The organism is Herbinix luporum (genome assembly GCF_900070325.1).
Lineage (GTDB): Bacteria > Bacillota > Clostridia > Lachnospirales > Lachnospiraceae > Mobilitalea > Mobilitalea luporum.
The window spans coordinates 705,001-731,881 of sequence record NZ_LN879430.1 but is presented as its reverse complement, the minus strand read 5'-3'; the positions used below and the strand labels follow the sequence as shown (position 1 = coordinate 731,881).

Genomic DNA, 26,881 nt, shown 5'->3' with positions numbered 1-26,881 from the left:
TCATATTTCGAATAATATATGTCTTTATAACTTTTAATGGTAAAGTAATTTTCAAATAAACTTTCCCATTCAGCTGTTGTCTGATTCCATAAGAAAAGACCATAATCTAAAAAATTACCTTCTATAATTATATGTTAACATTACCTACCCCCAATAGCCATTTACTAAAAAATTCTATTAACTAATATTATAACTAAAATTTCTTAAATAAAGTAAATAACTCACTTAAATTACAATTAAAAACATTAATTATAGATTAGAACCATATTATTTCTTCGTTTTTTGTTATTAATGTGTAAATTTTACCACAGTTTGTTATAGTAAGAACATATTTAAATTAAATTCATGATTATTTATAATTTTTTTAAAAAAAGTCAACAACCTTATGAAATATACTAAGGCTGTTGACGAAAAACCATTTGCTTCATTTATCTTCTTAAAGTTTTTGTTAAGTATAACAATTATCAATCCTTGCAACTACTCTTACTAAAGCTGCTTCTGCTTCTATTTTTAATGGAAATGCTATAATTTCAAAATTATCTACTTCTAATAGCTTATTCAAATTTGTTAGGTTTTCAATAATCAAAATATTATTTTCAAAAAATAACTTATGAATCTCAAATGGATATCTATCTGGAGAGGGCATATCGATACCTATCATTTTTATTTTCTTCTCAACAAGGAAAGTCCCTAACTCTTTACTAATCACCGGATGATTTGTGTAATACTCTTGACTTCCATATAATTTGCTGTAATTTGTAAATAGTATTACAATATCATTTTCTTTAATATCTGCATATTCTGCTTTGTACTTAATTATTTTTTCATTTCTAACATCCAGTAAGCAGCCTCTGCCTACAAATTTATCTAAAGAAATCTCATTAATAAATGTCTCCTGTTTCAACAAATGCATTGGCGTATCGATATGGGTACCGGCATGCATACCAATCTCTAACTTATAACCTGTATACCCATCCTCCTCCAAGTGTTTATCTTGATATAATTTAACCTGGCTATCTCCCGGATAAACGGGCATATTATTTATTATATGGTGACTTAAATCTATATATTTCATTTGCTCTCACTTTCGTTTATCTAAAGACTTATAATTAATTTTCTTAAATATTATACATTATTTTGCTTTAGAAAAACATTCATTACAAAATAATATTAGGCTTTTTCTATTTAATTTTCCAAATACTTGCCTCATAGGGTTGCAAATGTGACAAGGATATCACTTCATAATTCGACAGTAGCCTCTCTCCCTCCGGAAGTTTTGCCCTTTTCTTTTTATTTGGACTTAAATTTATTTCAACATATAAAATCTCATTTTCATCCTTCCGATAATAGGTGAAGAGGTTTTTCACCATTTTATTGGTGAAAATCACATCCCCATAAGGAATGACATTATGTTCTTTTCTAAGTGCTATTAATTTCTGATAAAAATTCAAAATGGAATCTTCATCATTTAACTGTGCATCCACATTACAATTTTTATAATCATGGTCCATCATAATCCATGGTTTGCCGGTAGAAAAACCTGCATATTCTTGATCCTCCCATTGCATGGGAGTTCTTGCATGGTCTCTAGAACCGGCTAAGACCTTTTTAAATGCCTTATCTTTATCCATACTCTTAGTAAGTTCCCTATAAAGATTTAAGGACTCAACATCCCTAAGATCTTCAATCGTTTTAAAGTCTTGATTAATCATGCCAAGCTCTTGTCCTTGATATATAAAGGGTGTTCCACGTAATGTTAGCAAAATTACTGCCAGCAACTTCCCAAGAACATTCCTATACTGTGGATCTGGATTTATCTTAGATATCATACGGGGATTATCATGGTTTTCAAAAAACAGCGAAGGATGACAGCAATTACCGTAGTTCTCCATCAAATCTATCATATATTTTTTTAAATAATTAAGATCATACCTATAATCATCAAATTTATAGTGACCCGGTGTTTCTAAATGATCAAAGGAAAACACCATATCCAGTTCATTTCGATCTTCTGCAGTCAGTAACTTACTCATCTCCATACCTATTCCTGGAGTTTCTCCGACGGTAAAAGCATTGTATGGCATAAATACCTTTTCCTTTAATTCACGTAGATACCGGTGGAGATTAGGTCCGTAGAAATAGTGTTCCATCCCATAAAGCCCCATCACTTTACCGATACTTTCACTGCCATCCGGTATGCCATGGCTCTTAGAAATATAATTAATAACATCTAAACGAAATCCGTCAACACCTTTTTCTAGCCACCACCTAATCATATCGTGTATCTCAGCACGTAAATTTTCATTTTCCCAATTTAAATCCATCTGTTTCTTAGAGAACAAATGAAGAGCATATTGATTCCTTTCCTCAACGTAGTTCCATGCACTTCCGCCAAAAATTGATGTCCAATTGTTTGGCTGATCTTTAAATATATAATAATCTCCATATTTAGAATCAGGTTCACTAATGGCCCTCTGATACCACTGATGTTCATCTGAAGTATGGTTTACTACCAAATCCATAATTAATCCCATGCCTCGATTATGAACCTCATCTAGTAACTGATCAAAGTCCTCCATTGTTCCAAACTCGTCCATTATTTTTTTGTAATCTCTGATATCATAACCATTATCATCGTTAGGCGAATCATAAATTGGTGAAAGCCAGATTGCATCAATTCCTAACTTTTTTATGTAGTCCAATTTACTGATAATACCTTGTAAATCCCCAATACCATCACCATTACTATCCTTAAAACTTCTTGGATAAATCTGATAAAATACTGCTTCCTTCCACCAAGCTTTTTTAATGGGGCCTTCATCAGCCCTTACTATTTCCTTTTCAGTATTTGACAGATTAAGTAATACATCTATAAATTCATCGTCCAACCTGTTTTTTAGTAATTTGGGCAAATCTTTTATCTTCAGATTGCCAATGATTGGATTATTAATGGCTTTTTTGCTGATTTTCATTTGTAAAAGAACACGATTAATAATATCACGGCCAATCGGATTTGCATATATTTCCTTAATACGACTGTTTTTTGTAAGCATTGCCTCAGCACTCCTTCTCCTTAGTAATCTTATACAGGTTGCTAAATCTATTCTTTTTACTTTAGGAACAACAGTAAATTACTTTTCCTTTATATTTGTAAGTGTTATAACAACTAATTCAGGGCGATTATTAATTCGAAAGGGTATAATACTATTTCCAAGTCCTCGACTAACTATCAGTTTGGTTTCTCCAACCCTATACAAGCCCTCTGTATATTTTGGAAAAAAGCCTTGATCCGGGGCTATAAGCCCTCCTATAAATGGTATCCTAAACTGTCCACCATGGGCATGCCCACTTAATACTAAATTAATAGAGTTTTTTTCATAAACATCAATTAATTCAGGTCTATGAGAAAGTAAAATTCTATAAGAGGCTTCTGTACTAACCATATTCTGCAACTTTGTGTTAACCATTGCTTTTACTTCATTAAGCAAATCGCTTTTAACTGTGAAATCCGGATCAGCAAGACCGATTAATTGTATAGCTGTATTACCCTCAAGAATGTTTACCATATTGTCGTCTAGTATTATTACTCCTGTTTGCTCTAGATGTTTTTTTAAGTCTTTATATTCCTCAGCCCATGCTTCATGATTACCCGTTACAAAATATATAGGTGCTACCTTAATTGCTCCTTCAATCAGGTCTAAGGCCTTTTTGATATCAGTGCTTCTTGAATCAATAATATCTCCTGTTATTGCAATTAAATCAGGTTTTGCTTCCTTAATTTTTTTAAGTAAGTTTTCTTGCTGCTTTCCGAATTCTTTATTATGTAAATCAGAGATATGAACTATAGTAAAACCATTAAGGGATTCTGGTATCAACTTATCTTCTATTCTTAGCTGGCTTACTTCAATTGAATTATTTCCCCAATAAATCCATATTAGAAGTACAATTAAACAGACTAATGCAAGAACTCTAATTACTATTCTTTTTTTGATTGTATCTGATTTATTCATATTTATAGTTCTATTCCTTTTTAAATTTAAATTATAATCTTATGTATAAGTATACCATATATTGCTTATATTTCAAATTTTATGTAACGAATATATAATATAGGTAAATTTTTGTATTTTTCTTATGCTAAATAATTAAATGATTTATTTGATTTAGCTTTAGCTAGGAAAATTTATAAGCAGATATAAATAAACACCTATTTAGAATAAGCCTCTAGAATATATTGTAGTGCTAATCCTAGTGTTAAACTAAATAGGTGTCTTTATATACTAAATTATGTAATTTTATTTTAGAATTACTATGGAATAAGCCGGCAAAGTTACTTTATCATCATCTAGTGTCACTTCTTCTCCATTTGCACTTAAGTATCCTCTTATATCCTTATATGTATATGCATTCTTTGGTACTGTTACAACCTTTTCTTCTTCTGAAATATTATATAACATATAGATTGTACTATCCTTGTAGGTCTTGGATATGGCACAGATATCTTGATCTGAAATTTCTGTCATGTACGATATTATCCCCCTGGCTATTTCCGGATTCTCATTACGGAGACGAACTGCCCTTTTATAATAATTATAAATCGATAGGGGATCTTTCATCTGCTTTTCAAAAGATCCGAAATGATGGTCAACCTTATCCATATCCTTAGGACCTTTTGTCATACCATTCTTCTTATAATCATCAAACCAATACATAGGTGCTCTCTTATTTTCATCTTTTCCGGCTCCGCTCATACCAAGCTCTTCACCGTAATAAACGAAAACATTTCCACTCATCATTAAATTCATTCCGCCAGCCATTTTTGTCTTAACCGGGTCGTACATAAAGTATCCTGCTGCCCTAGCTGTGTCATGATTTGTGAAAAAGGGAGCATCTATAGTACTTTTAGAGTATTGATCCAGTACTTTTTGAACCTGTATCATTGCTTCTCCAAATGCCTTAGCCGTATTTTCGAAACCTTTATAATTTAAAGTTTTTGTAATCTTTCCACTTTCCATTGCAAAAGCAAAATTAAATACACTGTCAATATTACTGGCATAATATCTGGAGAATGTTCTAAAATTAGTCCAAACCTCGGCTACCATATAATGATTTTCATTATAACTCTTTATAAAATCATTTAGCCATGACAGAACTTCACAATTTTTTTCCGTATCATCGGAGAAATAATGCAGTGCCGCATCAAGCCTAAAGCCACCTATGCCAAAATCAAGCCAATACTTCATTATGTCTTCAATATCTTTTCTTAAATCTGTATTAGCCAGATTTAAGTCGGGCATATTCTGACTAAAGACTCCTTCATAATACCAATCACCTATCCCCGTATGATAGTAATCGCTTCTATCCGGCTTACCCTCTACGAAGTTATAGTAGTCCACATAAGGGTTATGTTCCCTACATAATTTTTCATGTCTACATATTTCCTGTCCACAGGGGTCTATATTCAAGCTTTTAAGAGCCGATACAAACCATGGATGCATATTTGAAGTATGATTTATCACAAGATCAATAATAAGTTTAATTCCTCTTTTGTTACATTCATCAACAAGTTTCTTAAAATCATCTAAAGTACCGTATTCCGGATCTATATCATAGTAATCTTGGACATCATATTTATGATAAGAAGCAGAGGGCATAATTGGCATAAGCCATATTCCGTTAAAACCAAGACTGGTGTCACTATCCTCTTTACCATCATTGATATAATCTAACTTCTCAATCAAACCATTAATATCACCGATGCCATCTCCGTTACTATCATAAAATGAATATAGAAACACCTCATAATATGTACGATAATTATCGTCAATTATATTTAATTTTTGACGGTACTTATACTCAGGCACTGTTATAGTCTGGGTGTTTTCTGATTGCTCTATAGGTTTCATAGTCGGCTCCTCATTTAATTGCTCTGATTCAGTCTTTTCAAGGTGTTTATTACATCCAATTAAAGCATACATTAAAATTATGATAAAGCCAAGATATTTAAGGAACTTCATACAAAATTCTCCATTCTAATTTTACTGCCATGAAAACCTTAACCCTTTACTGCTCCGGTTACACCGTCAGCATAGTATTTTTGCATGATAATAAACAAGATAGATATAGGTATGGATACTATAACAGCCCCCGCCGCAAATCTAGTGTACCAGGTCGTAATAAATTCATCCTCTAACATTTTATATAATCCTAAGGCAATGGTATATTTATCATAGTTATCTCCCATTATAACGCTTACAAATATGTAATCTGTCCAGGGTGCAAGAAAGGATGTCAATATTGTATATATAATAATTGGTTTAGACAGGGGTATGGTAATCTTTGTAAACACCTTCCACTTAGTGGCACCGTCAATCCATGCAGCTTCATCTATAGCTTTTGGTATAGTATCAAAGAAGCCCTTAGCAATATAGAAACCTAAGCCGGCTCCTCCTGAATAAACTAAAATCAAGGAAAGTAGTGACTGGGTTATATTAAGGCCCTTTAAAATATAATAGACCGCTATCATTGACATAAACCCTGGAAACATTCCCAATATTAAAGCCACATTCATGAAAGGTTTTCTCATCTTAAAACGTAATCTTGAAATAGAATATGATATTCCCAAAACATAGAAAGTAGATAAAATACATGAACAGATTGCTACAAACAAGGTATTCATAAACCACTTGGCATAATAAAACTGTTGTGTTTCGGTAAATAACTTAACATAATTATCGATTGTAAATGATTTAGGCCAAAAGTATGGGGTAAATGATCCTCGTTCACCACGAAAGGAGGTTATAACAATCCAAAAAATCGGAAAGAGCCATATTAATGATAGTATAAGCAAAAATAAATGAGAAAAAATATTTTTAGTTACTTTATTTATCTTACTACTCTTATGTGTTTTCATTATTGAAACTCCTCCTCCCGTTTATATGATGAGGTGAACCTATATGTAATTAGTGAAAAAGTGGCCGATAGCATAAATACAATAATACCTATGGCGGATGCATATGAATAATCTTTAGTGTTGCCTGTGGTAAGCCTATATAACCATGTAACCAGCAAATCCGTCTTTCCTGCCTGATAGTAATCTAGACTTAAAGGCCCTCCGCCTGTTAAGAAATATATAACATTAAAGTTATTGATATTACCAATAAACTGAGTTATCAAATATGGTGATGTAACAAATAGTACATAAGGCATTGTTATTTTTACAAATATTACAAAAGGATTGGCTCCGTCAACCTTTGCTGCTTCATATAATTCTTTCGGAATATTCTTTAAGATACCTGTAACCACCAACATAGTGTATGGTATACCAACCCATAGATTTACAACTACTACGGTAACTCTTGCCCAAGTAGGGTTTGATAAAAAAGGTAGAAATTCTTTTTCCCCGATAATACCCATTTCTTGAAGAAGATAATTAATAGGGCCGTCGTTTTTTAGCATTAGCCTTATAGCCAGTAGGGAGACAAACTGCGGAATTGCAATAGAAATAACAAATATAGTTCTCCACATACCCTTCAACTTAGTACCTTCACGGTTAATTAATAAGGCCAGTAAAATTCCACCGATATAATTTAAGAATGTAGCAAGTATTGCCCAAATAATTGTCCAGCCCAAGACCGGCCAAAATGTCTTGCCAATTTTCTGTCCTGATAATAGAAGTGTCTTAAAATTATCCAGGCCAACCCATGTAAATAAATTACCCGGTGGCTGATGAGCATTATCAAAATTAGTAAATGCTATTAATATCATAAAAAATAAAGGCAATACAGTAAAAAGTAGGATCCCCACTAAAGGTAGGGCCATTAGAGTTCTATACAACTTTTTATCAAAATATGAGGCCAGATCCATGGCAAAACTGGGAAGTTTTTTCCCTTGTTCTTGTAATTCTTGTGCTTCTTTTGCTGCATTAAGGTTAGCCTTCCATGCTACCAAAAAGACCACAGAAACAAAAATAGTCACAACACCGGCCAATAAAATCAGCATGGAGTTATCTCCCTTTTGAACCACAAAAATACCTAGGGTTTCATCCATTACCATAGTCTGTGTTTTAGTTCCCAATGTTCTAAGTCCAACCAATGCAGAGGCTCCGGCAGTTATCATATAGTACAGATAGACAAGTTCTATAAATAGAAACAAGAGTCCTTTTATGATTTGCCCTCTGAAAAGGTTAGAAGCACCCATAATTAGGAATGATAGTTTTGTAAGTAAATCTCCTTTTATAAATATCTTTCCTATTGAATTTCTTTTCTCAGTTTCTTTCCTTCCCTCTACACTTTTTCTATTCTTTCTCACACTATTCCCTCCGATTTATATGGTTCAAATCTAAAAAAAACATCATCATTAGTACTTAGCCGATGCGTAGATATTTTTGTATACAAGTACCGAATTAATTATCGGTACTTGTATACAATTTATAAAACAAAACATTAGATAGGATATAATATCAATTATATATAAACTACTTCATGTAAGTAAACAAGCCTATTAATAGCTATATTAATTTAGTGATGACAAAATACTGTTAACAAAGACATCAAGTTTTTCTTGAGCATTATCCTTTGTTATTTTTCCGCTTATAAGCTCATTACCAAAAGATTCAGCCGGAACCCAATAATTTGCCATCTGAGGTATTGATGATTGTAATGTTGAGAATGATGTTTGTAAGCTAAGTGCTGCTACCGCAGGATTCTCAAGAACAACAGGATCAGATGCCAAATTCAAGTTGGTAGGAGCAATACTTCTTACTTCAAAACGAAGTTTTTGATTTTCCTCATTGGTTAAGAACTCAGCCAGCTCCATTGCAGGAATAGGATGCTTAGTCTGGGAGTTAACACCTATTAGCTTAAAGTCTGCAAAGTTGCTTAACTGTCTGTCTTCCCCATTAATATTGATAGTAGGAAGTTTAGTTGCACCATAGTTTTCTCCTAGGGCTTCCTCTATTGCTTTTGCATTCCATGTACCTGAGCAAGCTGCACCAAGTGTACCGTTAGCAAAGGCATTTAAAATATTACCTTGATCCTCTTCTAAAAACTTAGGATTAGATACCAAATCAATCAGATAATTGGTTACAGCAAGACCGTTTGCATCATTAAATGTTACAGTATTAGGATCCTTTCCATCGGGACCAAATAAGGTACATCCTCCGGCAAAGAAGAATGCTGACAGATACCAACCGTTATTGATATCTACAGAGAAGTTCTTTACCCCTTCTCCAAGATCCTTTTCCATCATTTTCTCAAGGGAAAGTACTTCATCTTCTGTAAATTTGCTCTTATCATAATACATAAACCAGGAATTTGGTGTAAAAGGATAAGCATATAGCTGTCCGTCGATTGTTGCCGCCTGAATAGAAGGCTCTGAATTAGCAGCTTTTATGGCATCAATATTTAATGTTATTGGATATAAGAGACCGGCACTAACTAAATTAGCAGTTTGGTCTGAAGCAAAAGCAAATACATCTGCAGCCGCAGCAGGGTCCTTTGTTATCTCTGTAGCTGCTTCCTCTTCTGATACAACACCGAATTCAAATGTGATGTTATATTCCGGATGAGCCTTAGCAAATGCATCAGTCATTTGTTTCAATAAATCCTGCTCTTCCTGTGGTCCCCATACCTTTAGGGTTACATCCTCAACCTTTGTTTCTTCTTTATTATCCTCCTGATTATTTTGTCCCTGATTATCGGTCTGCTCACTGTTATTTTGGCTATCTGTAGCTTCGTCCTTACCTTTCTTACCACAAGCTGCCAGACTTGAGATAAGCATAATAGTCATCATAAATAGTGCTATAAATTTTTTGCTTTTTTTCATTATCTCTACCTCCCTTTAAAAATTACAATAAGATTTTCCTTTATGAATAAATATGTAAAAACATATTAATTCCATATTTCCCTTGCATAGTCTTTAATGGTTCTGTCACTGGAAAATTTACCTGCATTGGCTGTATTAATAAAGCATTTTTTTCTAAATGTCATAAGGTCGGAATAATCTTTATTTACTTGTAGTTTTGCTTCACAATAGGATATAAAATCCTGTAATAAGTAATATTGATCTGGCCTATGCCAGTCGGTGCCTTTTAATAATGAGTCATATAGTTCCTTAAACATTCCTGTACCTTTATCATCAAAAGTTCCGTCAATCAAAGTATCAATTACTCTCTTTATTCTTAAATCGTTTCGGTAAATTTCTACAGGATCGTAAGTATCTTTGATTTTTTCAATATCTTCTACTCTTGCTCCGAAGATATAGTTATTCTCTATACCCGCCTGTTCCACAATCTCAACATTAGCTCCGTCATAAGTTCCAAGAGTTACAGCTCCGTTCAACATAAACTTCATATTGCCGGTTCCTGAAGCTTCTGTGCCGGCTGTTGAGATTTGCTCTGATACATCTGCTGCCGGTATAAGTTTTTCTGCATAAGATACATTATAATTAGTTACAAATACCACCTGTAGCTTATCATTTACCTCGGAATCTGCCGCAATCATTTCTGCTATTTCATTAATATACTTAATTATTGCTTTGGCCCTGTAATATCCCGGAGCTGCTTTTGCTCCAAATATAAATACCGTAGGATTAAACTCTGTTATACTACCATCCTTAAGCCCATAATATATGTAGAGGATTGAAAAAGCATTTAACAATTGACGTTTATATTCATGAAGCCTTTTTATCTGTATATCAAATATAAAGTCAGGATTTATTTTGACATCTTCATGTTTATGGATATAATCAGCCAGTTGCCTTTTTTTAATCTGTTTTATTTCATCAAACTGCTTGATTACAGCCTGATCATCGGCAAAATTCTCTAGTTTTTTTAGAAGATCTAAATCTGTAGTCCAGGAACTACCTATTTTATCTGTAATAAATCCTGCCAGTTCCATATTGGCAAGGGCAAGCCATCTTCTCTGGGTAATTCCGTTGGTTTTATTATTGAAACGATTAGGATACAACTGATACCACTCATGTAGGGCATCATTTTTAAGAATCTCAGTATGTAATCTTGCCACACCGTTAATGGACCTACTTACGAATATGGCTATACGGGCCATATGGATAGTATCATCGTCAATAATTAAGTACTTCTTTTGCTCTTCTGAAGATACAACACCAAATAAAGTCAGCTCTTTTATAAGTTCATCATTTAGTTCAACTATGTACTTATATACCTGAGGTATCACTTCTTCAACTAAAGACACATTCCATTTTTCTAAGGCCTCTGCCATAATGGTATGATTTGTATAAGCAAAGACTTCTTTAGCTATACGAAGTGCCTTAGCAAATGTCAGCCCTTCTTTTTCTACTAATAATCTGATAAGTTCAGGTATAGCCAGTACAGGATGGGTATCATTTAATTGGAATATATATTCCTTAGAAAAGCTGCTAAAGTCTTTATCATATTTTTCTTTGTACTTTTTGATAACATCCTGTAAAGTGGCACTGGTAAAGAAGTATTCTTGCTTAATTCGCAGTTTTTTCCCTTCATCCATACTATCGTTTGGATATAAAAGACTGGAAATTGCCTCTGCTTCATTTTTGTTTTTTACAGCTTCATCATATTGCTGATTATTAAATAGTTCAAAATTAAAGGCCTCTATAGGCTCTGACTGCCAAAGCCGAAGGGTGTTAACGGTTTTTTTACCATATCCGATAACCGGCATATCGTAAGGAACAGCCCATACTGATTGGTCTTTGAAGTCTACCCTAATCTTTTCCTCTTCCCTTCTGATTGACCAAGGATCTCCGAACCTTTGCCAGTCATCAGGCAACTCCCTTTGAAACCCCTCTTCAAATTCCTGTTTAAATAAGCCATACTTATAGCGGATTCCATATCCATTTAAAACTATGCCATGGGTTGCTCCCGAATCCAAAAAGCATGCAGCTAGTCTTCCTAAGCCGCCATTTCCTAAAGCAGCATCCTCGATGTCTTCAAATATACGGATGTCAATATTGTGCTCGGTCATTAATTCAACAAATTGGTTTAAGAGCCCCATATTATACAAATTACTGTATATCATACGGCCAACCAGAAACTCCATAGAAAGATAACAAACTTTCTTCTTATTAGATTTTAATCCCCAGTCTTTATCAAGTAGCTTCATAGCAGCTTTAGAAACTGCATTATATAATTCAACCTTACTTGCCTCCTTGATAGACTTACCATAATCTAGCTCTAAGATTAGCTCTACATTTTTCTTAAATCCGTTATCCATTATTGCCTCCTAAATCTTTATTTTATGTATTAATTCGGCCATAGAGATAAGCCAGCTCATAGAGTGATTTTTCATTTATTAATTCATACTGGCTAGTCATTAGCCTCCACTGCCAATTGCCACCGATGGTTGAGGGATAGTTCATTCTTGCACTGTTATCTAGTTTTAGTAAATCTTGCATCTGTACGATAATTACATCTGCAACACTGGCATATAATGCTCTTATTATAGTATCAGGCAAGGTTTCGACTTTCCCATTAAAATACTTACATATAAACTCCAACTCATCAGGATTCTTTTTTTCTAAATAACCTACCAGGGTTTCATTATCATGGGTTCCTGTATATGCAACTACATTAGAAGTCTTAAAATTATGTAATAGATAAGGATTATCTATGGGACCATCTAGACCAAATTCCAGAATCTTCATTCCGGGAAAACCTGTCTCTTCAATAAGCTCTATGACATTGGGGGTCAAAACCCCTAAATCTTCTGCTATAATTTTTGCTTCTCCAATGGATTCCATGATAATATCTGTAAGCTTCCTGCCGGGACCCTCTTTCCAGCAACCATTAACAGCTGTCTCATTTTCTGCCGGAATAGAATAATAGTTAACCATTCCTATAAAATGATCAATACGAATAACATCATAAAGTGCGGCTGAAGCCTTCATTCTTTCTCTCCACCAGGTAAAATCATCTTTCTCCATAACATCCCAACGATATAAGGGATTACCCCATCTTTGACCATATTCTGAGAACAAATCCGGCGGAACACCTGCCACATTAATAGGATTCTTTCTTTCATCCAATTCAAACTGTTCATGATGTGCCCATACATCAGCACTATCCATTGCTACATAAAGAGGAATATCACCTATTATCTGAATTCCTTTACTATTGGTATAGGCTTTAAGCTTGTTCCACTGCTCATAAAACTTATATTGCACAAAAGCCCAGAAGTTAATTTCATCCTGCAGTAAATCCTGATATTTTTCTATTGCTTCCGGCTTTCGATTTTTAATATCATCATCCCATAAAAGCCATTCATGATTATCGAAGTGGGTTTTTACAGCCATGTATAAGCAATAATCTTCAAGCCAATATCTATTATCTTTGCAAAAATCCAAATATTCTTTTTTATTCTTATGACTACTTCTTAAATAGGCGGTTTTTAAAATCTTAAACCTGCTCTTGTATATTAATCCGTAGTCGACCTTATCTTCAGATACCTGCCACAAGTAGGCATCTATTTCTTCTTTCTTTAATAACTGCTCCTCTACTAAGAAATCCAAATCAATAAAGTAAGGATTGCCTGCAAATGCCGAAAAGGATTGATAAGGGCTATCCCCATAACTGGTAGGTCCTATAGGTAGTACCTGCCAATATATAGATCCGATTCTCGTAAGAAAATCAACAAATTTATAACTTTCTTTTCCTAAGGTGCCTATACCATAATTTGATGGTAATGCACTAATGGGAAGTAAGATTCCAGCACCTCTATTTAAATAACTCTTGCTATATGTAATCTTTTCCATTTTGCACGCTCTCTCTATAATTAATATGTTATTTTCGTAAATTTTCGAAACTATATAAATACAATAACATCCAAATTAAACTTTGTCAATCACTTATGGTTAAGTTTAATATTTTTTTAAAAATATTAGCACTAAATTAGTAATATTGTAGATATAGAAGCATTATATGGCTTATTTTTAGCATTTTTTAATATTTTTAAATATAGTTATTGATTTTTAAATTTATAAGCATTATAATCTTTATGATGTATTTTTTCGTAATTTTCGCAAATTGTTAATCAGAATTGACAAATTAACATTTTATAATAATGATACTTATAAGATAGGAATCTATAAAATAAATGGATTGAATATTTGGGAGGGATAATCCATGGTTACAATAAAGGACATTGCAAATAAATTAGGGATTGCTGTAAGCACTGTATCAAAAGGTCTAAATAACGCCAGTGATATCAGCGAAGAAATGAGGCAGCTTGTATTAGATACTGCCATTGAAATGGGTTATACCTCTAAGAAGATGAAAGATTCAGGCAACAGAAAAGTGTGTATCTTAATAGAAAATATGGACTATGAAAATATAGACCAATTTGGCTATGAGATTATAGTTGGATTTAAATTAGCTGCTGCCAGAAGAAAATGGGATGTTCATGTGGTTCCTACAAATCTGAATATGCAAACTGAAGAAAAATATGACACCTATATGTTAAGAAATAATTTCAGTGGAGCTTTTTTATTGGGCTTTACCTTACATGACGATTGGGTTAAACAATTGAACAAAACAAACTTCCCTACTGTTTTGCTTGATAATTATATCGAAAGAAATCCCCATGTAGGCTATGTAGGAACGGATAATTATGAAGGTATCGATTTGGCTGTTAACCATCTTTGCAAACTGGGACATAAAAAAATCGCCTTCCTAAATGGTTCAAAAAATTCTATGGTATCTGAACAACGTAGACAGGCCTTTGTTAATAGTATGATAAAGCATGGCCTTGTACCGGAAGAAGAATTAATTCAATATGGATACTATGTACCGGACTGTGCTAAGGATCATGTACCATCATTTTTAAAAAAGGGTGCTACTGCTATTATGTGTGCCAGCGACCTTATTGCTACCGGTGTAATGACAGAAGTATCAAAACATGGGTTAAAAATTCCTGATGATATCAGCATAGTAGGATTTGATGATCTACCCATAGCCTCTCAGTTATCCCCGGCCTTAACTACCATTAGGCAAGATAGGAGTGACTTGGGAAAAAGCGCCTTTTTATTGCTGGATGGCCTTGTACACGGTGTTTCGACCAGTAAGTTATTATTAAGAGCAAAACTTATAACCAGGGAATCATCCGGTTCTGCAAAATACTAAAAAAAAATTAATAACAATTCGTGTAATAAAGAGCTTTAGCCTGTAATAGATAATCTAAAATACTATTACAGATCATAAGGCTCTTATTTATTTCTATTTTAAACCATAATTTTTCAATTTTCATCTTTTTTACTCTTCCATAATTAGACATTTTATATTATAATAATGACAGGTTCCATTTTATGTAATCTTTTGTAATAGAGTGTATGGCTTTTACTTGACATACACAAAAAATTTATAGGAGGTAAAAATATGAAACGGAAGATTTTAGCTTTTCTAGTAGTATGTGCACTAATCCTACCGGCAGTAAATAAGATTCCGGTACCAAAAGCAGCTGAAACATTAATTTACGATGACTTTGAGACTGATTTGAACGGATGGGGCCCCAGAGGGGAAGACGAAATAGTTGAACTGAGTACAGAAGAGGCTTACTCAGGAAAGCAAAGTGTTAAAGTAACTAACCGCACAGAGACTTGGAACGGCCCCATGTGTGACAAGACCGATGAACTAGAACTTGGGGTAACTTATAACTTCAGCATTTACGTCAAGTATGTAGGTAATTCTTACTCCAACACACAGAATTTTAGCTTGCAACTTCAGTATAATGACGGGGTAGATGACAGGTACATGAATATTAAAACAGCACCTGTTTATAAAGGACAGTGGACTCTCTTACAAGGTGAATATACTGTTCCCACCGATGCAACAGATGTACATATCTATGTAGAGACTGAATTTAAAAACTCCCCATCTAGTCAAGATTTAATGGATTTTTATATTGATGATTTTAAGGCTGTCCCTGCGACCTTGCCTGAAATTGAAACTGATATTCCCAGTTTGAAAGATGTATTCAGTGATTACTTTTTAGTAGGTGGGGCATCTACTGTGCCTGAATTAGGCCCCGCTCCTGCTAAAGAACTTATATTAAAGCACTATAATTGCCTTACTTTTGGTAATGAACTAAAACCAGATGCTGTTTTAGACTATGACGCAACAATTGCATATATGGAAGCAAACGATGGGGATCAAGTAAATCCTCAAGTTAACTTAAGAGCCGCCAGAGCATTATTTGAATTTGCACAAAAATATAACATACCTGTAAGAGGTCATACTTTAGTATGGCATAATCAGACTCCCGATTGGTTCTTTAGGGAAAACTACTCTCAAGATTCATCAGCTCCTTGGGCTTCAAAGGAAGTTATGCTTCAGAGATTAGAAAATTATATTAAAAATGTAATGAATCTCATAGAAGAAACTTATCCGGATGTTGAAATTTATGCATGGGACGTTGTAAATGAAGCAGTTGATCCCAATACTTCTACCGGTATGCGTAATCCCGGATCCAATAATGTAACATCAGGAAATTCTCTTTGGATGCAGACAGTAGGTAAAGATTTTATTGAAAAGGCATTTGAATATGCCAGAAAATATGCACCGGCCGGCTGTAAGCTCTTTTATAACGACTACAATGAATATGAGGATAGAAAGAGCGATCTTATCTATGATATTCTGGCAAATCTTAAGAGTAAAAACTTAATAGACGGAATGGGAATGCAATCACACTGGACTATGGAATATCCTAGTATCAATATGTTTGAAACAGCCGTTAGAAAATATAATAAATTAGGACTTGAAATTCATTTAACCGAAATAGATATGAGACAACCTAATAATGACTCTTATTCCTTAAATGCACAGGCAGCCCGTTACAAAACATTTATTAATAAGGCTGTTGAATTAAAGAAAGAAGGAATGAATATTACTGCTATTATATTCTGGGGTGTTACTGACAAAACCAGTTGGTTAGGAGGATATCCTTTACTCTTTGATGGTGATTATAAAGCAAAACCTGCTTTCTATTCAATTATAGAAGATTATAAGGATGGGACACCTACTATAACTCCTACTCCTTTGGTAACTCCTACACCTACTCCTTTAGTGACACCTACCCCAACACCATCAGTAACTCCGGCTCCTGGGGATGCCAGACCGGTCGTAACTGTAAAAACTTCAAATAGCGGCAACACCGTTAGTCAAAACTATACCTTAACTGCAGAGGGTGGTACTATTGATTTATCGAAAGTAAAGATAGTTTTTACAGCTGACGGTATGAGCAATGAAGAACAAAATCTATGGTGTGATCATGCAGCTTTACAGTTAAATACTAATCCATTTTATGTACCTCTTACAGATAAAACAAAAGGTGAAATTACAAATCAAAGCCTAATTCTTACCATTGATAGCAATACAACATTAGAAGCCGGTCAAGGTAAATTCGTAGCAGATGTTCGGTTTGCTAAAAAAGACTGGTCCAGTTATGATACACTTACCAATCCTATAGTAAAAGTTTATTATGATGGACAACTTGTGCAATAATAATAAGGGGGTACTGTAATACAGTACCCCCTTATTATTATTATTAAAAGTAATAGATTTTCACAATTATTCTAGTTATTTAAACTTATCATAATACTCATAAAGCTTTTGTACACCATTTTCCAAAAAATAATAGTGGCGTATGTAAAAAAACAACAAAACAATTAATATTCCAGATAGGTAAAACATAAGATCAGCTTCCCAGGCCATAGAGCCAAAAACAAACAATATAGTAAAAAAAGCAATAGCAAGAGTAACTATTAGGTGAATTAATCTTTCATGCTGAAAAAAGCCTATTTGCCTTAATATATTTGCCTTTAAAGTAGTCTTCTCATCATCTGATAACTTCTTAAAATCTATGGCTTCTAGATATTCTAAATATGTTTTTAATCTCTTTCTCATTTGCATATCCTCCATTTAATATAATATAAAATTCATAAATAAACTTAAGTTAATAATATTCTAACATTAATAAACAAATTTTTGAAACTAGTTTTTCCAAATACTAAAGAAATTTTGCAGTTTATGATAGATGGAAATGGTATCTATATAGAAAGTAATATCTAATGAAACTAATTGCCATCAAATGGTAATTGTGGTATATTCTGTCACTTTAATAAATAACAATGACTTTTTTAATCATTTTCTATCTTGTTTTGTTATTTTCACAATATTGAATTGAATTTTTTGTCGAATTATGTTATATATACTGTATAAAATATAAATGAGAGGTAATATATTATGCTAGTTGAACAAACAAGAAGAGTAAACAAAATAGTATTTAGAATTATCTTACTGACATCTTTTCTCCTGATTATGGGACTTCTTTCTCAGTTGATGTTTTCAATTCTACCAATATCAGCATGGATTAGTGTATTTCCAATTTGCTGTGTATTGTTTCACTTAATAGGTTGCATTGTAATAATTCGTAACGAAAAATGGTCCAGTTATTTGAAATATTTTATTTCAATAGTATTTTCTTTTACATATTCTTTTATTCTTTTTACTTCGGTTAACAACAGTACTTATCCTATCATGATTCCTATACTTTTTTCATTAGTTCTTTATATGGATAAAAAGATTATGATTGGAACAAGCTCTGTTTTCCTATTATCTAATATAATCAAAATTATTATGATGTTATCAGCAGCTGATTTTTCTATTTCAGACAGTATAATGATAGAGGGTATTATAAGTATTATAGTTTTTATGTTATCAACCACAGGAGTAAAATTATTGATTGCTTTCATGGAGGAGAACACACAGGCAATCCAATTAACATCCAATCGAAATAAAGAATTGGCAGATCATATGTTAAAAGCGGGAAGGCAAATTAAGGAGAATGTAGAAGTATTAAATGAGGTTATGGAACGTGTCTCAGAAACATCTAATATTATTTGCCACGCAATGAATGATATATCTAATGGTAATCAAGTAAATATAGAATCAATTGAACAACAATCAAGGATGACACAACGTATACAGAATATGATTTCTAAAACTTATGATGTCACTCGTGAATTGGTTAATATTGAAAACCTTATTAATCAGGCCATCGAAGCTAATTCAAATAAAATGAAAGAATTAAAATCTGACGCAGATATTTCAACTAAATCCAGCGAGAACATGAAAGACTCTGCTGATACATTATTATCAAAAGCAGATGAAGCGAAACATATTACTGATATTATACTAAACATATCAAGTCAGACCAACTTACTGGCTTTAAATGCTTCTATAGAGGCAGCTAGAGCAGGTGAGGCTGGAAAGGGATTTGCAGTAGTAGCAGAAGAAATAAGAAAATTATCTGGTCAGATAAATAATGCCACATCAGATATAACAAATATTTTGAACGAGCTATCAGAGATATCACTCTCTGTATATGAAAAGTCAGTATCAAATCAGGAGATATCTAATAAACAAAGTACAACCATAGATAGTACAACTAAAGAATTTGAAGGTCTCCAAATCGAGTTTCAAAGGATGAAAACAGATATAGAAAAAATGGATTCAATGATGTCTGAAATATTAGAAGCAAACAGTCAAATCGTAGACAGTGTAAATATACTATCTGCAAGCAGTCAACAAGTAACAGCTTCTGTAACCGAGAACTATAATAATAGTCTTAATAACGTTGAAATTGTTAAAGAAGCCGAATCTGCTGTAAATTCTATTCAAAAAGAATTAGCAACTATATCAGATATCATGAACGAAAATGATAAAACAAGCTGATAAATTATGGTAGTTTAATAGAGGTTTGTCTTAAGTAAAAAGTGACTCTTTCTAGTCAAGAATTGATATATAATTCTAGATTGGAAGGAGCCTTTTTACATATTTAGCAAACGAAACACCAAGGGAATTTCTATCCCCCTTGGAAATGCGATAAATATATTGATCTAAAATTTCAGCTTCTGTATTATAGGTATGTGGTGTGCTTATGCCGAAAAATAACATCATCTTTCCTCCTGTTCATTATATTAATGCACAAGTTGTCAGTTTTATTGCATTAATTTTATTTTTTTATTTTAGTCAGGAGTTATTAAAAATAATAAGCGTGTTTCTATGATTATATCAAAGAAACACGCTTACCTTACAAATCCACTTACATGATTCCGCTAATAAATAAGGCTTATTTAAAATTATCTAACCAATCTTTAAATTCATTAACAACATTATCGGTAAAAACCTCAATAAAGTCAGGTGTAAAAAATAAAGAAGGGCCAATTTTATTATCCCTATGCCATTTATAGCTTCTAGATAAAAAATTATATATATCCTCTTTTTCATATCCAAAATTATTTTCATATGATGTCATAGGACATGAAATAATTTTTTCCCACAAATCTTTACTCCAATCTCTATTGTGATATAACCATGCACCGGCTAGACTTATTTCATATCTATATGGCCTAAACCAAGTATCTTTCTCAAATCCTTCCTTAAACTTCTTCATCGGATATGTATCCCACTTATAGTCTAAATATAGATGGAGCAAAACTCCCCTATTAAAATCATTATTTATATTAATAGTATTAGCCAATTCTTTTAAGGCATTAAGCCTGTCTTTTCTATCTCTAAAATGACTTCTATCTTTTTCTTTCCATTCACTAATTATATCAGGGACAATATTCCCAATAAAAAAAGCTACTGATGATTTTGGATCATATTTATATGCCGCCAATAGATGTATCATTGAGGAAGGCATTTTTATAACACCTCTTTCCTACTAGCAATTATATAATAGATTTCCGCTTTCTTTTATGTTTTGCTCTCTAACATTCCTAACATTAAAAAACTTCTGCCTCATCCGGTATACCTAAAGCTCTATAGCATAAAATAATCCAATAATCTAAATCTGTATTTGAACCCATTTTATCTTTTATAATTATAAAATGTTCTAAAGCTGCTTGATAATCCTCATTTTCATAATATAATTTTCCATCCTCCATAAATCAAATACAAAATTTAGCTCTAATTTTATAATTTCATTATTTTCTATTTATATAACTTTCTATAGAGTCGATAAATAAATCTAAAAATGATTCTTCACCAAAGGTATTGAATTTAAAAAATACAGCTTGGCTACCTCCTGAGGTAATGGCTGAGACAAAAAGCTCATTACCCACACCTAATACGGTAACGTTCATACTAACACGATTACCACCGGTCATACTATATCTTTCATAAACCCTTACAGCCATTTTAGTATCATTAATAGATATGGTACTTCCATCTTCATAACTTACAGAAATACTGCCATTTGAAATATCTTTGTGTATCCAACCAAGTAATTCATCAAAATTTCCTCTTAATCTTTTTTCATACTTTGCCATATTATAACTCCTTATAAAATACTATGTTAGTAGCAAACCTTAGTTGATTTTACCTTATATTGCTATTTTAAGTCAAGAGCTTTAATAATTTATAAAATAGTAAAACATAAATAAAATGATAATCATCCCTGCTCTACTATTTCCTCATATTACCATCAATTTTTAAACTTACAGTACTATCCCAAATACTAAATCATCTAAGATATATGAGTACTCTTATCCCATGTATAACTTTGTAAAGTAATATCTTATTGTAACATTCTCTAACAGAGCCTCACTTTTCTTTATATAATCTACAGAGATCCGCTCGTCCCTAGATTACTTATCAACTTCTTTACCAGGTATAGCCTTAATATTTCCGTATAAACTATCTTCCATATATAAACATAATGTTTCAAAGAAAAATAGAGTTGTTTATAACTGTTATTGGAAGTTTTGCCATTTTTTTTCCAATTACGTCATGTTATTATAATGTTTTTTATGATAATATTTAACTAGATATAAGTAATGGTGCACCTAGATTACAAATCATTACAATAGGAGATGGCAGTTATTGTTAATAATAAAAAGAAATATGTATTAGATTTTACAACTGAAAATGGTAGTAAATACTATTTTGATGGTATTACAGGAACAATAATTCCAATAAATAATATAATGGAAGATATTGTAGAAATGTATCCACAGTATAATACAGAAGAAATTAAAATAAAATTAATGTCAAAATATCCAATTGAACAAATACAAAGTTGTATTTCATTTATTGAAAGATGGGTTTGTTATAAATACAAATGAATATGAACTTAACCAGGAAAAATTAAATGAAGTGTATGAGTTTGATATAACTTTATGTATTACAGTATTAGATTATATAAAAATATATGGTGATAAAAATGGAAAAAATTTAGAGAATAAGATGTATAAAAACATAAAAAACATACTAGATATTGGGATATCATTAGAAATATGTGTTTTGGTTGACAGAAAGAACGACAAACTTTTACATAAATATAATACTATTCTACCAAACAAAATAGAGATTGCTGAAAGTTATAAGCTTATTAATAATCAAATTAATCAATATTATTGTAAATCTATTGAAAAAAAATTAGATTTTAATGCAGACAAATACTTTAGAAATACAAAATATAATAGTTGCTTATTTGGTAAATTAACCTTTACTCCAAATGGTGATATTTCTGTATGCCCAGTGTCAAATAGAATAATAGGTACCTATAAAGAGGGATGGAAAACGCCATTTCGTAATGGAAAAATAGATGAATTATGGCGAAAAACAAAAAATCATGTTAGCAAATGTAAATCCTGTGAATATAAATATATCTGCGAAGATTGCTCAATTCTTGAGTTGGCTGTAGATAATAATAAACTCAGCGACAAACTATTATGCAATTACAATCCATCAACCGGTAAATGGGACGACTAATTTGGAGAAAGGAGAGTATGATTTTATTACTATCATACATAAAGATATGAACATATTACAGGTTAGAAATCTTAAAAAAAAGTATGGGAAACAAATTGTATTAAATGATATCAGTTTTCAACTTCAACGCGGTGACGTATTAGGTTATATTGGTCCTAATGGATCTGGTAAAACAACAACAATAAAAATTATATGTGATCTTATTAAGAAAGATGATGGAGAAATTACTATATATTCAAGAGAAGGACAAAAGCAAAATATAGGAGTTGTTTTTGAAGGGTTAGGTCTTTACAAACGACTTACTGCTTGGGAAAATCTTGAGTTCGCTGCAAAGTTAGCTGGATATAATGAAAACGTATATAAAAATATGATATTAAATCTTTTAGATCAGGTTAATTTACTAGACGTAAGAGATAAAATAGTTAAGAACTTTTCTAAAGGGATGGCTAAGCGCCTTTCTATTATATTAGCTGTATTGCATGACCCTACATTGCTGATTTTGGATGAACCATTCGATGGTATAGATACAAAATCTCATCATGATCTTATTAACTTCTTAAAGGAATGGGTAAAGGAAAAGGAAAGAGCAATTCTCTTCACTAGTCATGACATGGCAGATGTCGATGCATTATGCAATAAAATTGCTATTATTGATAAAGGAAAAATAGTAGAGTACAGCGATAAAGCCAGTATTTCTATTCAAGATGAGCTTCCGAATATTTTTATATCTTTATATTATCCGCTTGAAGATAAGATACTAAAAGATATTAAAGATCAATATAATAATTTACATATTATCAATACCTCATTAATAGAAGTATCACATCATACCCCTGCAATGATAAATAAACTTGCTTTAGATCTTATTAATCAACAACAATTTATTAAAGAAATATATTTCGATAAGAAGAGCTTGGAGGACATATACTTACATAAGATTGGGGGAAACGATAAATGAGCAAAATATGCAATTTCCAAACAAAAGCCGTTATTTGGAAAGAAGCCATTGAGATTAAACGTAGTTCGCTTATTTATATTATCGGAACTATTATTTTCGTTTTGGTTATGCAAATCATGGCGGCTAATCAATTATTAACTAATAACGATTTACCTAAGGCATCCAAAGAAATCCTATTGGGTTATTCTATTATCTATATCTCTATAATGTGTATACCATTTTTAGGATCAACCCTACTCTCAAGGTTAATGTATGAGGAAAGACTAGATAGTGCAGTACATGTTTTATTAGCAACAGGAATGGATCAAATAACTTTATGGATAGGTAAAATGTTTATAACTTATTTCGTGACATATATTGTTTTTATTACTACTACTGTAATTTATTATTTTTACATCTATATCATGTATGAATACTCGGTAATTATAAACTTTGAAATCTTTTTAACCGCATTTATTATTATGCCCTTCTTGGCATTTGGTTTTTTATCTTTATTGGGATATACATACTGGGTAATAAAAAATCCTCAGATATTTGGTATGATTTTTCCTATAGCATTCACTATTGGAGGGTGGAATGTGGCAATAAAATATATTGAAAGAACACCTACAGCTTTAGCAATTGCTATAGTAATAGTTGTAGCTGTTGTAATAAATACAATTACTTATATATTAGTAAAAAAAACAAGCAAATCACAAATAACTAATATATAAATAATGATAGAATAATTAACTAATGGAGGTGAGAAAATGGCTTTCAGCAATCATCTTAAATATAGGTGCAAATCGCTTAACCCATTTAGAAATGGTGACATGAGAAACTTTAACCTGATGAACCATATATAAGGTTTGGGCAACTTTACGAGTAGTTGAGTTATCACAAAAATAGTAATTCAAGGCACAAAGTACAATAAAGAGTGGATGTCGCATACCCTTAAAAGAAAAATTTTGAGGCTTAAATTCAGAAGAAGGAAGCTTTACATTAATCAGCTTAGGAACTTTAAAAGAATGATTGCATTTTTTATCAGAGCAACGGAAGTTTGAGTAATAAGTATAGTCATGATGAAGAAAAGTTGATTTACCACAAGCGGGGCAATCAGGGTATTTCCTTTGACGTCTGGAACGCATATTGAAGGAAGGGTTATCAGGTGCAAACTGACGTTTACATTGTTTACACTGATATTTTTGAAATCCCTCATTATCCTTGCCAAAACGGTAAAGATTTTTTGAAAAACATCTTGGACATACGACATTTAATGGTATAATAGCCATGAGACCTAAGCACTCCTTTCTGGGAGGTAATGGTGATTTGGCAATTTCCATTATACCAGAAGTGTTTCAGGTCTCATTTTCATTTTTAAGTTAACAGAAAATTTATCTCTAAGGAGGTGAGAATATGGCTTGTAATGGTGTTTTATGTACAACAATATGTGCAACCCTCTGTCTTTCAGGTTGCTTAGCAGGATGTAGTGCAACCGGAGGTCTAGCTTTTTCAGTAGCAGCTTTTTATTCAAGTGCTACCGCATCTTCAAGTGCTGCTGGAACTAGTTATGTAACTGATTAAATCCATCAAACTTTTTAGGGAGTGACAAAATGAGAAATGAAAAATTACTTGAGTTATTTAATGATGAATATAACCAAGTTATTGAAAGAATCAATAATGAACCTGATGATATAGCAACTCTTAAAAAGCTATTAGCAGAAGTGATAGCTTATAATAAAATAATACTAGACAAAGCAAATAGATATATGGGTTAATATCGAAATAAATTAGACAAAATAAATTAGGAGCTGTTTAAGACAGCTCCTTTTTATAGTTTACCTATGTAATAGGTCTAAAACCGGTATATATATATGTAAATACAGTTAAACTGCGATTATATCCTCTCTCGTATGGGTCTTCTTGTTTTTATTGAAGCTATAATAATAAATGATATTGCCAGTACAAGGATACAAAAGAAAAATATGATCTCTACAATAATTAAGTTAGTAAATCTCCTTCCTAAACCTATAAGTTTAATTAAACAAAATATAATTATTGCAACACCCCTAAGTGTTAATGCCTGTTTTTTTATATATCTTGTTAAGGGCCTGTCAAATATTGAATAATTAGTTCTTAACACTAGACTTGTCCATAGGAGACTTATAAGAATAGCAATCACCATTATAATCAAATCAGTAATTTTAGAAGTGTAATTTTTTTGTAAAAGTATCTTGATAATTATATTTGCTAAAAAAGATAAAACTAAAAACATGGGAATAAACTTTAATGAAAAACCATCTATTATTTTATAGTATGGTTTTATTATTTTAAAATACTTTTCAAATTTGCTTTTTTTATCCATGGTATTTCCTCTTAAATTTGCTTTACAGTGTATAAGTAAAAAGAAGTTTGACAAATTTAGTATACAAAAAAACAGAAAACTTTTAAGGTTTTCTGTCATCATTTTATTGACAAAATACTACACATAAAAATGATTTCATCCACTCTGTAAAAACCTATTTAGGTCAAGCCCTCGACCTATTAGTAACAGTCAGCTACATGTGTTACCACACTTCCACCTCTGTCCTATCTACCTTGTGGTCTTCAAGGGGTCTTACTTGCTTATTGCAATGGGATATCTTATCTTGAGGGAGGCTTCACGCTTAGATGCCTTCAGCGTTTATCCCTGCCAAACTTGGCTACTCGGCCATGCACTTGGTAGTACAACCGATACACCAGCGGTTTGTCCAACCCGGTCCTCTCGTACTAAGGTCAGATCCTCTCAAATATCCTGCGCCCACGCCGGATAGGGACCGAACTGTCTCACGACGTTCTGAACCCAGCTCGCGTACCGCTTTAATGGGCGAACAGCCCAACCCTTGGGACCTGCTACAGCCCCAGGATGCGATGAGCCGACATCGAGGTGCCAAACCACTCCGTCGATGTGAACTCTTGGGAGTGATAAGCCTGTTATCCCCAGGGTAGCTTTTATCCGTTGAGCGATGGCAATCCCACTTTATACCACCGGATCACTAAGTCCTACTTTCGTACCTGCTCCACCCGTCGGTGTCACAGTCAAGCTCCCTTATGCCTTTACACTCTGCGAATGGTTTCCAACCATTCTGAGGGAACCTTTGAGCGCCTCCGATACCCTTTCG

At 32.6% G+C, this 26,881-nt stretch carries 25 protein-coding genes and 1 rRNA gene (1 of these 26 cut by a window edge); 9 read left to right on the top strand and 17 right to left on the bottom strand.

Going from position 1 to position 26,881, the window contains the following annotated elements:
• Positions 1-448: 448 nt before the first annotated feature.
• From SD1D_RS03360 to malQ, 9 genes are all read right to left on the bottom strand, one after another.
• On the bottom strand, positions 449-1,075 hold the full coding sequence (locus tag SD1D_RS03360; RefSeq protein ID WP_058257611.1) for a cyclase family protein: 627 nt from the start codon (positions 1,073-1,075) through the stop codon (positions 449-451).
• A 106-nt stretch (positions 1,076-1,181) separates the two neighbouring features.
• Positions 1,182-3,053 (bottom strand): alpha-glucosidase, encoded by a 1,872-nt coding sequence (locus tag SD1D_RS03355; RefSeq protein ID WP_058257610.1) that lies wholly within the window; start codon positions 3,051-3,053, stop codon positions 1,182-1,184.
• A gap of 78 nt (positions 3,054-3,131) precedes the next feature.
• Positions 3,132-4,010, bottom strand: a complete 879-nt coding sequence (locus SD1D_RS03350) for a metallophosphoesterase (protein WP_058257609.1) — start codon at positions 4,008-4,010, stop codon at positions 3,132-3,134.
• 285 nt (positions 4,011-4,295) lie between these two features.
• Entirely contained in the window at positions 4,296-6,017 is a 1,722-nt protein-coding gene (locus SD1D_RS03345; RefSeq protein WP_058257608.1) for an alpha-amylase family glycosyl hydrolase, read from the bottom strand.
• A gap of 38 nt (positions 6,018-6,055) precedes the next feature.
• A complete protein-coding gene (locus SD1D_RS03340) occupies positions 6,056-6,913 on the bottom strand; it encodes a sugar ABC transporter permease (protein WP_058257607.1) in 858 nt (285 codons plus the stop codon).
• The gene (locus SD1D_RS03335; RefSeq protein ID WP_058257606.1) at positions 6,913-8,310 is read right to left on the bottom strand and encodes a carbohydrate ABC transporter permease; all 1,398 of its coding nucleotides are present in this window, start codon (positions 8,308-8,310) and stop codon (positions 6,913-6,915) included. Before SD1D_RS03335 ends, SD1D_RS03340 begins: the two co-directional genes overlap by 1 nt.
• A gap of 204 nt (positions 8,311-8,514) precedes the next feature.
• A complete protein-coding gene (locus SD1D_RS03330) occupies positions 8,515-9,825 on the bottom strand; it encodes an extracellular solute-binding protein (RefSeq protein WP_087758745.1) in 1,311 nt (436 codons plus the stop codon).
• A gap of 65 nt (positions 9,826-9,890) precedes the next feature.
• Positions 9,891-12,227 (bottom strand): glycogen/starch/alpha-glucan phosphorylase, encoded by a 2,337-nt coding sequence (locus tag SD1D_RS03325; RefSeq protein ID WP_058257605.1) that lies wholly within the window; start codon positions 12,225-12,227, stop codon positions 9,891-9,893.
• Between the two features lie 22 nt (positions 12,228-12,249).
• Positions 12,250-13,782, bottom strand: a complete 1,533-nt coding sequence (gene malQ, locus SD1D_RS03320) for a 4-alpha-glucanotransferase (protein WP_278319663.1) — start codon at positions 13,780-13,782, stop codon at positions 12,250-12,252.
• Between the two features lie 352 nt (positions 13,783-14,134).
• Here malQ and SD1D_RS03315 point away from each other — a divergent pair, with 352 nt between their 5' ends.
• On the top strand, positions 14,135-15,130 hold the full coding sequence (locus tag SD1D_RS03315) for a LacI family DNA-binding transcriptional regulator (RefSeq protein WP_058257603.1): 996 nt from the start codon (positions 14,135-14,137) through the stop codon (positions 15,128-15,130).
• Between the two features lie 252 nt (positions 15,131-15,382).
• Positions 15,383-17,506 (top strand): endo-1,4-beta-xylanase, encoded by a 2,124-nt coding sequence (locus tag SD1D_RS03310; protein WP_087758744.1) that lies wholly within the window; start codon positions 15,383-15,385, stop codon positions 17,504-17,506.
• A gap of 75 nt (positions 17,507-17,581) precedes the next feature.
• Here the strand turns inward: SD1D_RS03310 and SD1D_RS03305 are convergent, their stop codons facing one another.
• Positions 17,582-17,908, bottom strand: coding sequence for a hypothetical protein (locus SD1D_RS03305; protein ID WP_058257602.1), 327 nt, complete (start codon positions 17,906-17,908; stop codon positions 17,582-17,584).
• A gap of 339 nt (positions 17,909-18,247) precedes the next feature.
• Here SD1D_RS03305 and SD1D_RS03300 point away from each other — a divergent pair, with 339 nt between their 5' ends.
• On the top strand, positions 18,248-19,738 hold the full coding sequence (locus SD1D_RS03300) for a methyl-accepting chemotaxis protein (protein ID WP_058257601.1): 1,491 nt from the start codon (positions 18,248-18,250) through the stop codon (positions 19,736-19,738).
• Positions 19,739-19,813: 75 nt separating this feature from the next.
• Here the strand turns inward: SD1D_RS03300 and SD1D_RS12130 are convergent, their stop codons facing one another.
• The 4 genes from SD1D_RS12130 to SD1D_RS03290 form a co-directional block, all read right to left on the bottom strand.
• The gene (locus tag SD1D_RS12130; protein WP_157893092.1) at positions 19,814-19,963 is read right to left on the bottom strand and encodes a hypothetical protein; all 150 of its coding nucleotides are present in this window, start codon (positions 19,961-19,963) and stop codon (positions 19,814-19,816) included.
• A 172-nt stretch (positions 19,964-20,135) separates the two neighbouring features.
• Positions 20,136-20,711: a hypothetical protein gene (locus SD1D_RS03295; protein ID WP_058257600.1), complete on the bottom strand. Its 576-nt coding sequence runs from the start codon at positions 20,709-20,711 to the stop codon at positions 20,136-20,138.
• 82 nt (positions 20,712-20,793) lie between these two features.
• Positions 20,794-20,955, bottom strand: a complete 162-nt coding sequence (locus SD1D_RS12125; protein WP_157893091.1) for a hypothetical protein — start codon at positions 20,953-20,955, stop codon at positions 20,794-20,796.
• A gap of 39 nt (positions 20,956-20,994) precedes the next feature.
• Positions 20,995-21,339, bottom strand: coding sequence for a DUF6054 family protein (locus tag SD1D_RS03290; protein WP_058257599.1), 345 nt, complete (start codon positions 21,337-21,339; stop codon positions 20,995-20,997).
• Between the two features lie 543 nt (positions 21,340-21,882).
• On the opposite strand from SD1D_RS03290, the gene SD1D_RS03285 reads away from it, so the two are divergent.
• Genes SD1D_RS03285 through SD1D_RS03270 form a run of 4 tightly spaced genes read left to right on the top strand, consistent with a single transcriptional unit; the run spans position 21,883 to position 24,454 of the window.
• Positions 21,883-22,134 (top strand): hypothetical protein, encoded by a 252-nt coding sequence (locus SD1D_RS03285; RefSeq protein ID WP_058257598.1) that lies wholly within the window; start codon positions 21,883-21,885, stop codon positions 22,132-22,134.
• Positions 22,103-22,783 (top strand): SPASM domain-containing protein, encoded by a 681-nt coding sequence (locus SD1D_RS03280; protein WP_058257597.1) that lies wholly within the window; start codon positions 22,103-22,105, stop codon positions 22,781-22,783. Before SD1D_RS03285 ends, SD1D_RS03280 begins: the two co-directional genes overlap by 32 nt.
• A gap of 1 nt (position 22,784) precedes the next feature.
• A complete protein-coding gene (locus SD1D_RS03275; protein WP_058257596.1) occupies positions 22,785-23,741 on the top strand; it encodes an ABC transporter ATP-binding protein in 957 nt (318 codons plus the stop codon).
• On the top strand, positions 23,738-24,454 hold the full coding sequence (locus tag SD1D_RS03270) for a hypothetical protein (protein WP_058257595.1): 717 nt from the start codon (positions 23,738-23,740) through the stop codon (positions 24,452-24,454). The genes SD1D_RS03275 and SD1D_RS03270 overlap by 4 nt, the downstream gene beginning before the upstream one ends.
• A gap of 15 nt (positions 24,455-24,469) precedes the next feature.
• Here SD1D_RS03270 and SD1D_RS03265 read toward each other — a convergent pair whose 3' ends face one another.
• Positions 24,470-25,012, bottom strand: a complete 543-nt coding sequence (locus tag SD1D_RS03265; RefSeq protein ID WP_058257594.1) for an IS1/IS1595 family N-terminal zinc-binding domain-containing protein — start codon at positions 25,010-25,012, stop codon at positions 24,470-24,472.
• Positions 25,013-25,136: 124 nt separating this feature from the next.
• Here SD1D_RS03265 and SD1D_RS12120 point away from each other — a divergent pair, with 124 nt between their 5' ends.
• Both SD1D_RS12120 and SD1D_RS12115 read left to right on the top strand, forming a co-directional pair.
• Positions 25,137-25,304 (top strand): hypothetical protein, encoded by a 168-nt coding sequence (locus SD1D_RS12120; protein WP_157893090.1) that lies wholly within the window; start codon positions 25,137-25,139, stop codon positions 25,302-25,304.
• 29 nt (positions 25,305-25,333) lie between these two features.
• Entirely contained in the window at positions 25,334-25,498 is a 165-nt protein-coding gene (locus tag SD1D_RS12115) for a hypothetical protein (protein WP_157893089.1), read from the top strand.
• Positions 25,499-25,617: 119 nt separating this feature from the next.
• Here the strand turns inward: SD1D_RS12115 and SD1D_RS03260 are convergent, their stop codons facing one another.
• Positions 25,618-26,085: a hypothetical protein gene (locus SD1D_RS03260; protein WP_058257593.1), complete on the bottom strand. Its 468-nt coding sequence runs from the start codon at positions 26,083-26,085 to the stop codon at positions 25,618-25,620.
• Between the two features lie 159 nt (positions 26,086-26,244).
• Positions 26,245-26,881 (bottom strand): 23S ribosomal RNA (locus SD1D_RS03255); it runs 2,263 nt beyond the window's last position.

Coding starts and splice junctions, on each gene's coding strand:
- SD1D_RS03330 (WP_087758745.1), bottom strand. CDS start 9,825: ATGAAAAAAAGCAAAAAATTTATAGCACTATTTATGATGACTATTATG.
- SD1D_RS12130 (WP_157893092.1), bottom strand. CDS start 19,963: ATGATGTTATTTTTCGGCATAAGCACACCACATACCTATAATACAGAA.
- SD1D_RS03285 (WP_058257598.1), top strand. CDS start 21,883: ATGGCAGTTATTGTTAATAATAAAAAGAAATATGTATTAGATTTTACA.
- SD1D_RS12125 (WP_157893091.1), bottom strand. CDS start 20,955: ATGGAGGATGGAAAATTATATTATGAAAATGAGGATTATCAAGCAGCT.
- SD1D_RS12115 (WP_157893089.1), top strand. CDS start 25,334: ATGAGAAATGAAAAATTACTTGAGTTATTTAATGATGAATATAACCAA.
- SD1D_RS03325 (WP_058257605.1), bottom strand. CDS start 12,227: ATGGATAACGGATTTAAGAAAAATGTAGAGCTAATCTTAGAGCTAGAT.
- SD1D_RS03290 (WP_058257599.1), bottom strand. CDS start 21,339: ATGGCAAAGTATGAAAAAAGATTAAGAGGAAATTTTGATGAATTACTT.
- SD1D_RS03300 (WP_058257601.1), top strand. CDS start 18,248: ATGCTAGTTGAACAAACAAGAAGAGTAAACAAAATAGTATTTAGAATT.
- SD1D_RS12120 (WP_157893090.1), top strand. CDS start 25,137: ATGGCTTGTAATGGTGTTTTATGTACAACAATATGTGCAACCCTCTGT.
- SD1D_RS03270 (WP_058257595.1), top strand. CDS start 23,738: ATGAGCAAAATATGCAATTTCCAAACAAAAGCCGTTATTTGGAAAGAA.
- SD1D_RS03315 (WP_058257603.1), top strand. CDS start 14,135: ATGGTTACAATAAAGGACATTGCAAATAAATTAGGGATTGCTGTAAGC.
- SD1D_RS03340 (WP_058257607.1), bottom strand. CDS start 6,913: ATGAAAACACATAAGAGTAGTAAGATAAATAAAGTAACTAAAAATATT.
- SD1D_RS03360 (WP_058257611.1), bottom strand. CDS start 1,075: ATGAAATATATAGATTTAAGTCACCATATAATAAATAATATGCCCGTT.
- SD1D_RS03355 (WP_058257610.1), bottom strand. CDS start 3,053: ATGCTTACAAAAAACAGTCGTATTAAGGAAATATATGCAAATCCGATT.
- SD1D_RS03310 (WP_087758744.1), top strand. CDS start 15,383: ATGAAACGGAAGATTTTAGCTTTTCTAGTAGTATGTGCACTAATCCTA.
- SD1D_RS03295 (WP_058257600.1), bottom strand. CDS start 20,711: ATGCCTTCCTCAATGATACATCTATTGGCGGCATATAAATATGATCCA.
- SD1D_RS03260 (WP_058257593.1), bottom strand. CDS start 26,085: ATGGATAAAAAAAGCAAATTTGAAAAGTATTTTAAAATAATAAAACCA.
- SD1D_RS03345 (WP_058257608.1), bottom strand. CDS start 6,017: ATGAAGTTCCTTAAATATCTTGGCTTTATCATAATTTTAATGTATGCT.
- SD1D_RS03265 (WP_058257594.1), bottom strand. CDS start 25,012: ATGGCTATTATACCATTAAATGTCGTATGTCCAAGATGTTTTTCAAAA.
- SD1D_RS03305 (WP_058257602.1), bottom strand. CDS start 17,908: ATGAGAAAGAGATTAAAAACATATTTAGAATATCTAGAAGCCATAGAT.
- SD1D_RS03350 (WP_058257609.1), bottom strand. CDS start 4,010: ATGAATAAATCAGATACAATCAAAAAAAGAATAGTAATTAGAGTTCTT.